At 36.5% G+C, this 13800-nt stretch carries 11 protein-coding genes; 7 read left to right on the top strand and 4 right to left on the bottom strand.

What is annotated here, in order from left to right; all coding sequences use genetic code 11:
- The first annotated feature begins 289 nt into the window (after positions 1 to 289).
- The 7 genes from V7Z48_RS08085 (at position 290) to V7Z48_RS08115 (ending at position 7516) form a co-directional block, all read left to right on the top strand.
- Positions 290 to 919, top strand: a complete 630-nt coding sequence (locus V7Z48_RS08085; RefSeq protein ID WP_334112902.1) for an NAD(P)H-dependent oxidoreductase — start codon at positions 290 to 292, stop codon at positions 917 to 919.
- 32 nt (positions 920 to 951) lie between these two features.
- Positions 952 to 2145, top strand: coding sequence for a DegT/DnrJ/EryC1/StrS family aminotransferase (locus V7Z48_RS08090; RefSeq protein ID WP_334112903.1), 1194 nt, complete (start codon positions 952 to 954; stop codon positions 2143 to 2145).
- Between the two features lie 245 nt (positions 2146 to 2390).
- Positions 2391 to 4214: a beta strand repeat-containing protein gene (locus tag V7Z48_RS08095; RefSeq protein ID WP_334112904.1), complete on the top strand. Its 1824-nt coding sequence runs from the start codon at positions 2391 to 2393 to the stop codon at positions 4212 to 4214.
- A gap of 141 nt (positions 4215 to 4355) precedes the next feature.
- Positions 4356 to 4571 (top strand): hypothetical protein, encoded by a 216-nt coding sequence (locus V7Z48_RS08100; protein ID WP_334112905.1) that lies wholly within the window; start codon positions 4356 to 4358, stop codon positions 4569 to 4571.
- Complete coding sequence (locus tag V7Z48_RS08105) at positions 4553 to 5698, top strand: tail fiber domain-containing protein (protein WP_334112906.1); 1146 nt, start codon at positions 4553 to 4555, stop codon at positions 5696 to 5698. Before V7Z48_RS08100 ends, V7Z48_RS08105 begins: the two co-directional genes overlap by 19 nt.
- A 4-nt stretch (positions 5699 to 5702) precedes the next feature.
- The gene (locus V7Z48_RS08110) at positions 5703 to 6686 is read left to right on the top strand and encodes a hemagglutinin protein (protein WP_334112907.1); all 984 of its coding nucleotides are present in this window, start codon (positions 5703 to 5705) and stop codon (positions 6684 to 6686) included.
- Between the two features lie 26 nt (positions 6687 to 6712).
- A complete protein-coding gene (locus V7Z48_RS08115; protein ID WP_334112908.1) occupies positions 6713 to 7516 on the top strand; it encodes a T9SS type A sorting domain-containing protein in 804 nt (267 codons plus the stop codon).
- A gap of 9 nt (positions 7517 to 7525) precedes the next feature.
- Here V7Z48_RS08115 and ribB read toward each other — a convergent pair whose 3' ends face one another.
- The 4 genes from ribB to V7Z48_RS08135 form a co-directional block, all read right to left on the bottom strand.
- Positions 7526 to 8674, bottom strand: a complete 1149-nt coding sequence (gene ribB, locus V7Z48_RS08120; RefSeq protein ID WP_334112909.1) for a 3,4-dihydroxy-2-butanone-4-phosphate synthase — start codon at positions 8672 to 8674, stop codon at positions 7526 to 7528.
- Between the two features lie 29 nt (positions 8675 to 8703).
- On the bottom strand, positions 8704 to 10677 hold the full coding sequence (locus tag V7Z48_RS08125) for an LptF/LptG family permease (protein ID WP_334112910.1): 1974 nt from the start codon (positions 10675 to 10677) through the stop codon (positions 8704 to 8706).
- Positions 10678 to 10746: 69 nt separating this feature from the next.
- The gene (locus tag V7Z48_RS08130) at positions 10747 to 11361 is read right to left on the bottom strand and encodes a LolA family protein (RefSeq protein WP_334112911.1); all 615 of its coding nucleotides are present in this window, start codon (positions 11359 to 11361) and stop codon (positions 10747 to 10749) included.
- 37 nt (positions 11362 to 11398) lie between these two features.
- Complete coding sequence (locus tag V7Z48_RS08135; RefSeq protein WP_334112912.1) at positions 11399 to 13786, bottom strand: DNA translocase FtsK; 2388 nt, start codon at positions 13784 to 13786, stop codon at positions 11399 to 11401.
- Between the last annotated feature and the right edge of the window lie 14 nt (positions 13787 to 13800).

Below are 13800 nucleotides of genomic sequence, written 5' to 3' on the forward strand. Positions count from 1 at the left end.
GTGACCCTCAACAGTTTTCAAGACTGCCGCATTCGACCGCTCTGCCATTTCTCCATTATAACCAGCAGACTTGCTGCCCCTGAAGCTTAAGCATCGGTCGTGCGTGCTTAAGCGGGTGCAAATATAATCCCCTTTTTATATCTATCAAATAAAATAGATTAAAAAATTAAAATGTTTTTTGAAGTTTGAGGTGTTCCCAATTCAGTTCGTTAGTGATTATTATTTTAATAAATAAATCTTGAGATTCAATTTTTTACGGTTCTAATTGTAACTTTGCAAAAAAAAGATTGTGGAAATATTAGAAAAACTCCAATGGCGTTATGCTACCAAAAAATTTAATCCCGATAAAAAGTTAAGCGACACGCAACTAAATGTGCTTATTCATGCGTTTAATTTAACTGCGACTTCGTATGGTTTGCAAACCATGAAGTTGGTTGTAGTGGCGAAACAAGAATTAAAAGACAGTTTGTTATCTACAGCCTATTTTCAAAAGCAAGTGGTACAAGCTTCCCATGTGCTGGTTTTATGTATTCAGAACGACATTTCAGAAACCGATGTTGATAATTATTTTGATGCTGTAAGTACTACCAGAGAAACTCCTGAAACGATTTTATCGCCTTACAGAAATCAATTAAAATCTACCATCGGCAGTATGCAACATTCTACAAAGCGAGAATGGGCTATTAGACAAACTTACATCGCCCTTGGTAATTTAATGACAGTATGCGCAATAGAAAACATCGACAGTTGCCCGATGGAAGGTTTCGTGCCAGAAAAAGTAGATGAAGCACTTAACTTAAAAGCGCACAATTTAACATCAGTCTTATTACTACCAGTTGGCTTTAGAGCAGACGACGATATGTTTTCAACCTTTAAAAAAGTGCGCAAACCCATTGAGGAGGTTGTTATAAGCCTATAATTATTATTACCTTTAGCTTCTAAATTTTTACTATGCCAGGATTTGAATTATTTGGTGATCAAGAACGACATGAGGTAAACGACGTGCTAAACAATGGTGTACTGATGCGCTTTGGTTTTGACGGTATGCGCAATGGCCATTGGAAGGCAAAGGAATTAGAAACGGCGTTACAAGAGCGATTTAAAGTTAAACATGCCCAAGTACTGTCTAGCGGAACCGCTGCGGTTACGGTAGCTTTAGCTGTTTCGGGTGTTGGTGCTGGTGATGAGGTTATTATGCCATGTTTCACTTTCGTAGCCAGTTTTGAAGGCGTGATTGCTTTAGGCGCTATTCCTGTTTTGGTGGATATTGACGATACATTGACTTTAGATATTGAAGCTGTTAAAAAAGCCATCACGCCAAAAACAAAAGCCATCATGCCTGTGCACATGTGCGGGAGTATGGCAAATTTAAATGCCTTACAAATTATTTGTAAAGAGCATCAACTCCTATTAGTGGAAGATGCCTGCCAGGCTATTGGCGGAACTTATCGTGGTAAACCCTTAGGAAGTATTGGTGATGCTGGCACTTTTTCATTCGATTTTGTAAAGACCTTTACCTGTGGCGAAGGTGGTGCCGTTATCACTGATAATGCTGAATTTGCCAAAGCAGCTGATCATTATTCCGACCACGGTCACGATCATGTTGGCAACGATAGAGGCGCTGAAGCACATCCGTTTTTGGGTTATAACTATCGCATTTCAGAATTAAATGCGGCCGTTGGCCTGGCACAAATTAAACGATTTGACGAATTTATCGGTCTTCAAAAAAAGAATTATACCATCATCAGAAATGAACTGTCTAAAATCCCCGAAGTAGTATTTAGAACCGTTCCCGAAGGCGGTGAAGAAAGTTATGCCTTTATCAATTTTTTCTTACCGAGTTTAGAAACCACAAGGCAAGTCGCTGCGGCGTTTAAAGCTGAAGGCATTGATGCTTGTTTTCATTATTACGATAACAATTGGCATTATGTGCGCAAATGGCAGCATTTGTTGGAAGCGAAGAGTTTGTTTCCACTATCAGATGAACTAAAATCTGGCCTAGCCAAACTGAATCTGCAAGATTTTATACAGTCAGATCATTATATAGGAAGAAACCTTTCTTGCCTTATAAAACTGTCATGGACCGAAGCAGAAGTGACTCAACGTGTCAAGAACATGGCAAAATGTATATTAGCAGCTTTATAAAACTGCATGGATTGGCTGTTTAGATTATAAATTTTCTTAAAAATGCTTAGCTTTTTAATTTTAAAATTAGTGTCAGATTTTTTCTACAGTTTTTGGTATAAATTTGTTAACTAATACATAATCAGTATTTTATTATTTTAATATTTTTTTAAAATGTTACATATGTTATAGCATTTGTTACATATGTTATAGCCGAATAATTGTTACCTACCTAATTTTGAGTTGTTACCATTAAAACAATTCAGATGACACTAAAGAACTTATTAGGTGTGCTGTTCGCAACCGGAATGTTGTTAAATATAACAGCACAAACCAGCAGTATTAATTACAAAGCTATTATTAAGGACAACCTTGGGAACGTGGTGGCCAACGACTTAATTTTAGTCGAGTTTACTATTTTACAAGGTCCTGGCGACACGGTGGTTTATAAAGAAAGTCATTCGCCAACTACAGATGCCAATGGTATAATTATTTTAAATATTGGTGAAGGCACGGCTATTACTGGTATTTTTTCCGATATTGATTGGGGTGAAGACACTCATTTTCTTAATACCAAAATTAACATTGGCGCTGGTTTGGTAGATATGGGCACCACTGCCTTTAACTATGTGCCTTATGCCAAACACGCCGAAAGTGCAGGTTTCAGCAAAAACAGTTGGGGTACCGCCGGTAACCAAGGCCTAGATGCCAGCACAAATTTTATTGGGACTACTGATAATAAAGATGTGGTTATTAAAAGAAATAATATTGAAGCAGGGAGATTAAATGATTCTAATACTAGTTTTGGTTTAGGGTCGCTTAATGCAAACACCACAGGAATTTCTAACACCGCAAATGGAAGAGATGCTTTATTTTCTAACACCACAGGAAATAATAACACCGCAAATGGAGTAAATGCTTTATATTCTAACACCAATGGAAGTTTTAACACCGCAAATGGAAGTAATGCTTTATATTCTAACACAACTGGAGGTAGTAACACGGCAAATGGAGCAGATGCTTTAAGAAGAAACACTACAGGATTTAGTAACACCGCAAATGGCGTAAATGCTTTATTTTCTAACACCACAGGAAATAATAATACCGCAAATGGAAGAAGTGCTTTATATTTTAACACCACAGGATATTCTAACACTGCAAATGGAAAAGATGCTTTAGTTTTTAACACCACAGGATTTAGTAACACCGCAAATGGAGCAGATGCTTTAAATTCTAACACCACAGGAAATGATAACACCGCAAATGGAAGAGCTGCTTTAAATTCTAACACCACAGGCAATTTTAACACTGCAAATGGAAGAGCTGCTTTATTTTCTAACACCACAGGAAGCAATAACACAGCTATTGGTTTTGAAACTTTAAGAAATAACACCTCAAGTAATATGACGGCGGTAGGTTATCAAGCACTTTATTCTAACACCACAGGAAGTTCAAATACGGCAAATGGAAGAGACGCACTTTATTCTAACACTACAGGAAGTTTTAATACGGCAAATGGAAGAGACGCACTACGTTCCAACACCACAGGAGGTTCTAACACAGCAAATGGAGTACAGGCACTTTTTTCAAATACCACAGGGTTTAATAATACTGCAAATGGAATAGGTGCACTTTTCTCGAACACCACAGGGTTTAGTAATACTGCGAATGGAGGAGATGCACTTCGTGCCAACACCGCAGGAAATAGAAATACTGCAAATGGATCATCTGCACTTGGTTCTAACACCTCAGGAAATTTTAATACTGCAAATGGATCAGACGCACTTTATAACAACACAATAGGAAATAGTAATACTTCAAATGGATCATCTGCACTTTTTTCCAACACAATAGGAAATAATAATACTGCAAATGGAGTAACTGCACTTTTTTCCAACACAATTGGAAATAATAATACTGCCAATGGAGCTGCTGCACTTTTTTTCAACACCATAGGAAATTCAAATACGGCTATTGGGATGGATGCACTTCGTTCTAACACTACCGGAAATAATAACACTGCCATTGGCTTTGAAACTTTAAGAAATAACACCTCAAGTAACATGACCGCATTAGGTTTTGGGTCCTAAGTTCCAACACCACAGGAAATTCTAACACAGGTAGTGGATATTTAACACTAAGTTCTAATACCACAGGCTCAAGAAATACCGCTATTGGCAACGAAACTTTACGATTAAACACTACTGGAAACGCAAATACTGCGATAGGTAATGAAGCACTACGCTTCAATACTTCAGGCTATGATAATACCGCAATTGGCCAATATTCTTTATATTCTAACACCACAGGTGCATTTAATGCAGCAAATGGACCTAATGCATTATTTTTTAATACTACAGGCTCCCAAAATACAGCAGTCGGATATGATGCTTTACTTTATAAAAAGGCAAATAATGGCAGCACGGCATTGGGTTATGGTGCATTAAAATATGCTGACGACCGAACCGCTGGTGAATTTACTGCTAATACGGCTGTAGGTTATAATGCTTTAAGAGGTAGCACCACGGCGTCCAATAATACAGGGCTATACAATACAGGTAATGGTTTTCAAACCTTGCTTTCTAACACAATTGGCGAGAGTAATACTGCCGTTGGTGCTTTATCCATGGAAAAAAATACTTCAGGGAATTATAATTCGGCTATCGGATATTCAGCATTATATAATAACGCAAATGGAAATAACAATACTGCTTTGGGTTTTGGTGTATTGCTAAATAATATCTCTGGTAGCAATAACACAACTGTTGGACAGAGAGCATTAAGGAGTAATAATGCTAGCAATATGACCGCAGTAGGAGTAGAATCCTTGTATTCCAATACAACAGGAAACAGAAACACTGCAATGGGTTACCAAACATTAAGAACAAATACCACCGGTTTCAGAAATACTGCTTATGGCGAATGGGCTTTATTTTCAAACACAGTTGGAAATTCGAATACGGCTTCAGGAATTGCTGCACTTTACAATAATACTTCTGGCACTTACAATACTGCTCACGGTTATAATGCCTTATCACAGTTAACAACAGGCACCAATAACCTCGGACTCGGTTTTAGCGCACAAGTACCAAATGCTGCGGGAAGTAACCAAGTGCGCATTGGCAATACCAGTATCAGTTATGCTGGCGTTCAAGTGGGTTGGACCATCACCTCAGACCAACGCTGGAAAGACCACATTAGAAAATTACCATACGGCTTAGATTTACTAATGCAACTAAAGCCCGTGGATTACATTCGTAAAAATAACGAACACCAAACCCGCGAAATTGGGTTTATTGCCCAAGACCTAAAAGTCCTTTTAGAGGCTGTTGGCTATCAAGACCAAGGTTTACTTACCGCCGATGACGATGGTTTTATGAGTGTGCGCTATAACGATTTTATTCCTTTAATTGTTAATGCGGTACAGGAACAACAAGAAACGATTGAAACTTTAAAAGCCGAAAACACCCAACTAAAAGACATGATTTTGCAACTTCAAAATATAGAACAACGACTGTCTACTTTAGAAAATACTGGGTCACAGATAAACGAAGTAGTATTAGTAAAAAACTAATGATATGAAATTAATTTTTAAACAAATAGCAGTAACCCTTTGTATAATCAGTTCTTCTGCTCAGGCACAGGTGATTTTTAAATCTAGTATTGATAATGGTGGCGCATCTGCTGAAAGCACAGACGGTACCCAAATTTTATACACTATAGGCGAGGTGAATATGCAGGAATTATCAGCAGCAAGCCTAAAAGTTTCTGAGGGTTTTATTGGTCCTGCGTTTAAGGTTCAGGTAAGTCCGAAAATGCTCTTACAAGGTCCTATTTTGAACCCCATTACCGCAGGTTTAATGAATGACCAGCTCAGACAAAATGGTTTTCTCCCAACAACAAGTCCGTATCAAGATCAGGCGACCGTCAATGCTTCGGTTTTTAATGCAACTGGCGCCAACGCTATTGTTGATTGGGTTTGGGTAGAACTACGCGATGCTAGTAACCGTTCAAAATTAATCAATGCGCGTTCGGCATTACTGCAACGCGATGGTGATGTGGTAGATTTAGACGGAAACACAATTTTAAGTATGTACGCCGCTCCAACCAATTATTATGTGGTGGTGAATCATAGAAACCACCTGGGAGCCATGAGTCAGCCTAGTTTTCCACTCAAAGAAAAAGAGACTACCGTGGTTGATTTTTCAGGTGCTCAATTTTCAACTTTTGGCAATCATGCGCAAGCTATATTAAATAACGGAAATAAAGCGCTCTGGGCTGGAGATACCGCAGGCAACAATTTTGTAAGATTTTCGGGCGCAAATAATAACGCTAATGTTATAAAAGATTACATACTTGATGATGCCTCCAATGGCTTTAACTCGGTAACTTTTTCATCAAGTGGTTATCTAAATATCGACGTAAATTTAGATGGAGTTGGTAGATTTTCAGGCGCTGGAAATGATAGTAATATACTTAAAGATAATGTGTTGCAGTTTCCTGGTAATGCCTTTGGCTCGGTCACCTTCACAATTAATACAACGGTACCTAATACAAATTAATTTTTTAACCTTTAAAAGATATGAACATGAAAAAAAATTACCTCATTTTAACATTTTTATTAGTGGCGCTGGTAAGTGCCGCTCAATCTTATAAGTTCGGCATTGTAAACATTTCAGATTACAATTTTAAAATTGTTGCGGTTCCAGATTTTACCTCAAATGGCAACACCGATGCATCGGATGTTGGATTTACATTGGTGCTCCCAGCAGGCGAAGCAGACGCGGTTAATCCCGTAGGGCTATTTACAGGTCGAACTTGGGATATTTTTCAATTTGATTCGGCATTTTTAACCAATTTAGGTCTAGGTGATGGGACAAAAGATGTATTTCAATTTAATTTACCATCAGGACAAAGTATTGTATCGCACAGTACTGGTGATTACATCGATTTAGTAAGTTTTAATATTACCAATTCACCAGAAACTGGTGACATGTACTTGATGTCTAATTCAGATCCGATAGCCACTGGAGCCGGCGGTGTTTTAGATGCTTTTTATAATTCTAATATTGATGGCACTACTACTCAAGATTATTTCGGAGGTTTTGAAACAGGGTTGGAAAGTTTTTCATTCGCTACCTTAAGTGTCAGTAATGAAGATAAAATTAATTACAATGTATCGTTATTTCCTAATCCCGCAAAAACGGTTGTAAATATTAAATCAGATTCAGAGATTTTAAAGATTGAATGTTATGATTTACTTGGAAAAATGGTTTTAAATACGACTTCAAATAAAAACAGTATTGACGTCACCAATTTCCAATCAGGTATGTATCTGATAAAGATTTATACTACTAACGGAAAATTTATAGGAAGACTTATAAAAGATTAAACAGTGAGTTTAATAACTCACATAATCCACAATCTCCAATCCATACCCAATCATACCCACACGCTTGGTTTGTTGTGAGTTGGAGATCAGTCTTAATTTGTGAATGTTGAGGTCGTGTAGAATTTGAGCGCCAATACCAAAGTCTTTATGATCCATTTCTATGCGTGGGGCTTTTACAATTTTGCCTTCAACTTGTTCTTCTTTCAACTGATTGAGACGTTTTAATAAGTTCATAGATTGTGCCTGTTGGTTAATGAAAATAATAGCGCCTTTCCCAGCCTCATTTATCACCCGAAACATGTCATCCAGCTTTTGCTCAGCGTTATTGGTGAGCGTTCCTAAAATATCATTATTAACCAAGGTGGCATTTACTCTGGTAAGAACAGGCTCATTCATGGTCCATTCACCTTTAGATAAGGCAATATGCACCTGATTGTTTGTGGTTTGTTGATAGGCGCGCAAACGGAAATTTCCAAAGCGCGTTTCTAAATTAAAATCTTCCTTTTTCTCAATCAAACTATCGTGCTGCATACGGTAGGCCACCAAATCTTCGATAGAAACAATTTTCAGATCGAATTTTTTAGCGACTTGCATCAATTGCGGAAGTCTCGCCATGGTGCCATCTTCATTCATAATTTCAACGATTACACCCGCAGGTTTAAAGCCAGATAGTCTTGCAAAGTCGATGGCAGCTTCGGTATGACCTGTTCTTCTTAAAACACCGCCATCTTTGGCAACTAATGGAAAAATATGTCCTGGCCGCGCTAATTCAAATGGCTTGGTGTGGTCATCGATAAGTGCTTTTATGGTTTTTGCTCTGTCTGATGCCGAAATACCTGTGGTAACACCATTTCCTCGTAAATCAACTGAAACGGTAAAGGCAGTTTCCAAAGGATCAGTATTATTGTGAACCATCATGTGCAAGTCTAATTCTTTGCAGCGTTTTTCTGATAGTGGTGCGCAAATAAGTCCGCGTCCATGCATGGCCATGAAATTTATCATCTCTGGTGTAACTGTTTCGGCAGCAGCAAGGAAGTCACCTTCATTTTCGCGATTTTCATCGTCAACTACTATGATAACTTCACCCATTTTAATGGCTTGAATCGCTTCTTTTATGGTGTTTAAGGCTGTTTTGGGCATACTTAGACTGGTGTTCATCTTTTTAAAATATTGTGCAAAGATACCGCTTATTTTATACTTTTTAAAAGGTTTCGACGGTAGTCGGTTTTAACTTTATGGTTGTTAAAAAACAAGGCAATAGGGAAGAAGGGAAGTCCTAATATTAGTAGGGCGATATTGGTACTATTTCTATGTTGAATTCGCTTGTAATAGCGAACATAATAAACAGTTGAAACCACATAATACAATCCGAAAATAGAAAGAGCAACAATGCCCAAAATTAAGGATGCTTCCGCTGCTTGTGGTAATTTGTTATTTTTAAAAACTAAATGAAGCAGGATTAAAATTAAACCTGTTATATAGCCAGTTAAGGCAGGTTTGACATAGTCGAAATATTGATTTATCAAAAAATTTGACTTTTTAAAATTTTCGTTTAGGTTTAAAAGCTTGGTTTTAAAATTTTCAAAAGCTTCATTTTTTAATTCTAATAGGCTTAATGCTATTAGCTTTTTGTCCGATGTTGTGCTGGTGTCTTGATCTTCAATTATTTCAATTAATTGATCGGCCTTGTAATTTTTTAGGAAGTTTAGATTTTCACCTTCAACTGCAAGATTGTTGAATTTGTTTGTAAACGGCATTAATTTTTTTAAAGGCTCTGTAATACTTCCCAAATCAAACAAACCTCTATCCTTAGTCGCGCGTGATGTAAGATAAATGCCTAATGGAAGCATTACGATTGTTGAAACCCAAGTTGAAAGCGCTGGATTGATAACACTATTTTTACCACTGTTAACAGCAAAAATCCCTAAAAAGTGATAGGTTAAAAATAGTACAATAGCAATAACCATTGGTAACCCAAGACCACCTTTTCTAATAAGAGCTCCAAGTGGTGCGCCTACAAAAAACAGAATTATACAGGCAAAACCAATAACATATTTTTGATTTAATGATACTATATGATCGTTTAACCAAGAATCTTTATTTTTAAAAGTTTTCCCAGTACTTTCTAATATTTGCTTTGAAGTATTAATGGTATTATCTGCTAAATTTAATATTTGAATCCTCTGTTTATTGTCAAATAAATCTAAAATATCACCAGTGAATATTACATCTTGTTTGGGGTTTATATTTGTGGGAAGCGCTGCAATGGTAGACCTATTATATAAAGTATTGGCTAAGGACTGATAATCCTTTTCTTTATCAATATATAAACTGTCAATTGTATATCTCAGGCCATTAATATCAAGCATACTATACCTATTTGAGTAGGATTTGTCATCTAAGTCTACGTTGTTTAAGCCTTCCAAATCTACGTTAATAATATAGGTGTCGAAGTAACTTTTAGCATGTGGTTGATTTTGCTTATTTCCTCGTTTATTATTAATAATCTCGTCATAGTAGTGACCATTGGTTAGTTCTAATTGTAAAATATTAGAATCTTCGCTACTTATTAATTCTCCTTTTTCAGATACTATAACCGTGTAATTTCCTTTTTTAGAAGCTTTTTGTTGATGGATAACAACTTTATCAAGATATTGACCACGGTCACCTGATTTACTGTCAACAATAATATTAATGTTTCCAATTTCATTAAATTGACCTGAAGCTATGGCCATAGCTGGTTTTAACTTAGCGATGTTTCGTCTTAGATTATAGCTGTTGTACTCAGCCCATGGCATTACTTTATCAGCGAAAAAGAAAGCACCAATGGCTAGAATTACGATAAAATAAGTAAGACTTCTCATGGCGCGTTGCAGAGAAATTCCAGTAGATTTCATGGCGGCAAACTCATAGTTTTCTGCAAAATTGCCAAAAACCATAATAGAGGCAAGTAAAACAGATAATGGCAACACTAAAGGCACCATTTTAGGGGCAAAAAATAGTAGAAATTTACCTACAATGAAAAGGTCTAAATCTTTACCCGCAAGTTCTGTTATATAAAGCCAAATTGTTTGAAGTACAAAAATGAACATCAAAATAATGAAAACACTTACAAAGGTTTTCAAATAGGTTACTAGAATATACCTATCTAATATTTTCAATTTGGAATGGAATTATATATCTTCAAATCGTTTAAAATATGCTTATAACTTAGTGGTTGTTCGGAACACTTAGTCAATTTTATTAATGTAGTAATCCTTGTATTTAACTTTGTCAAAAGCAAACAAATTTTTTGATAAGCTCTCATCTGTTTTAAACGAATTAAATGTCAATGTAGTGCGTGTGCTATTTTTACCAACTTCGATTAAATTGTAGATGTGTTTGGTATTAGCATCAATTCCTAATAAAACATGACTAATTTCCGATTTACTATCAATAGGTGTTAGCTTTACATATTGAATTTTGCGGCCCAAAACATTTTGAACAATATCCATCGTATAAGTATAGCCATCTGTGTAAAAGGACAACATTTTGTTGGGAGTTATGGTGCCTTCATTCTCAGCATCGCTTGAGGACACCGTTACTTCTTCATCATCGGGGCTTATGGTGTAGAGTGTTTTACCATCGAAGATTCTAGTGGCTCCCATAATATTTAAAACATATTTTTCACCTTCAATTACCACCGTACCACGAGTTTCTTGATTGATATTTTCGCTTTGATTTACCAACGCGTATTTAAAGTCAATAGACATGTTTTTATAGGCTTTTATTTTGGCGCTTACTTCTTTAAGTAAAGCCTCTGCTTTATTGGCATTCTGTGCAAATATTGAAAACGATGAAAGCATAAAAATGCTTAAAAAAACTAATTTGATTAAAATGATATTATACTGTTTCATTATCTAAAAATTGTTGTAATGTTGTTAAATCTGTGATTAAAACTTGTCTGGCTTTGCTGCCTTCAAAAGGACCTACAATTCCGGCTGCTTCTAACTGATCTATAATTCTGCCTGCTCGATTGTATCCTAATTTCAACTTGCGCTGTAATAAAGATGCTGAACCTTGTTGGGCGGTAACTATAACTTCTGCTGCTTCACGGAATAATTGATCGCGATCGGCTATATCTATATCAAGACTTGTGCCACTATCTTCTCCAACATATTCTGGCAATAAATGGGCATCAGGATAGGCTTTTTGTGACCCGATAAAATCCGTAACTTTTTCAACTTCTGGTGTATCAACAAAAGCACACTGTAATCTAATCATATCGTTGCCTTGGGTGAATAACATATCACCTCTACCAATTAATTGGTCAGCACCAGAGCCGTCTAAAATAGTTCTCGAGTCAATTTTAGAAGTTACTCTAAAAGCAATTCGCGCTGGAAAGTTAGCTTTAATAATTCCTGTAATAACATTCACCGACGGTCTTTGGGTAGCGATAATAAGATGGATTCCGATGGCGCGTGCTAACTGTGCCAATCTCGCAATTGGAGTTTCAACTTCCTTACCAGCCGTCATAATTAAATCGGCAAACTCATCAACCACTAGAACTATATAAGGTAAATAGGCGTGGCCGTCGTTTGGATTTAATTTTCTAGCTTTAAACTTGGCGTTATATTCCGCGATATTTCTACACAAGGCGTTTTTAAGCATTTCGTAGCGGTTGTCCATTTCAATGCACAACGAATTTAAAGTATTTATTACCTTGTTATTGTCCGTAATGATGGCTTCTTCGCTATCGGGTAATTTCGCTAAATAATGGCGTTCAATTTTATTGAATAGGGTAAGTTCTACTTTTTTAGGATCGACCAACACAAATTTTACTTCGGCCGGATGTTTTTTGTACAATAAGGACGTTAAAACCGCATTTAAACCAACCGATTTCCCTTGTCCCGTAGCACCAGCCATTAATAAGTGAGGCATTTTTGCCAAATCAACAACAAAGGTTTCGTTGCTAATGGTTTTACCTAAGGCTATCGGTAATTCCATATCGGACTTCTGAAATTTTTGCGAGGCAATCACAGAGCGCATTGATACAATAGTAGATTTCTTATTAGGTACTTCAATACCGATAGTACCTTTACCAGGAATAGGGGCGATGATTCTTATACCTAGGGCAGACAACGACAAGGCAATGTCATCTTCTAGATTTTTAATTTTAGATATTCTAATTCCGGCTTCTGGTATAATTTCGTAAAGTGTAACCGTAGGGCCAATGGTGGCTTTTATACTATCTATTCCAATTTTATAATTGCTGAGGGTTTCGACAATCTTATTTTTATTTTCCTCCAGCTCATCTTGATTGATGGTGATGCCTTCCGTATCGTATTTTTTAAGTAAATCAATTGGGGGAAATTGGTAATTGCTCAATTCTAAAGTTGGGTCAAACAGTCCAAAATCTTCTACCAATTTGTTGGCGAGGTTATCGGTTTCGGAAGTTTCTTCTTTTATGGCTTCAATTTCAATAGAAACAGTTGGTTCTTCTGGTTCTGGTTTTCGCACAAGCTCAACCTTTAATTCCGTTTTTTTCAATATTGGTTCTGGAATATCTTCGTTGTCAGTATCTTCAATTTCATCCTTTAAAAAAGCTGACTTGAAATCAGCAGCTTCATCCGTTAGGTTATTGTCAAAGGATACGATAGTACTGTCTTTCCCTTCGTTAAAATCTTCAGAGATAGCATTTTTAGTTCTATTGAAAAAGTTGAGAATACTCTGCGCAGTTACATTAAATTTGACGGCAGCAAAAACAATAAGTCCGAATAACAATATAAAGGCAGTTCCGATTTTTCCAGTATAATCTTGAAGTATTTGATTGATTTCAAAACCAATAACGCCGCCAAGTGCATCTAATTTGTGGCTAAAGAAACCAAAAAAGGTGGCCAGCCAAACCATGATGAGTAATCCCCAAATCCAATGACTTTGCAATTTAGCTTTGTTGATACCTAAAGCAACGTAAATACCTGATATAAAAACGAGTCCAGATAAAATAAAAGCAGACAATCCAAGACCTTTTGTGATAAAAAAGTCACTTAACCAAGCACCTAAAAGTCGTGTCCAGTTTTGGGCTTCAGGGTTTCTATTTGGAAAGTCAGAAACCACACTTTGGTCCATTTTACCCGTGAATAAAAAGGATAAAAAGGAAATGAATAGCAAAGCTCCAATAAGCATTAATAAACTTCCAAAAATGAGTTTTTGTTGATTGGATAACTCAAACTTTGTTAGCTTAAATTTTGAAGTAGTTTTATCTTTTTTTGTACTGGTTTTTTTAGCCATTTACGCTCCGCTGT

The sequence above is a fragment of the Paucihalobacter sp. genome (genome assembly GCF_036825875.1).
Taxonomy (GTDB): Bacteria; Bacteroidota; Bacteroidia; order Flavobacteriales; family Flavobacteriaceae; genus Paucihalobacter.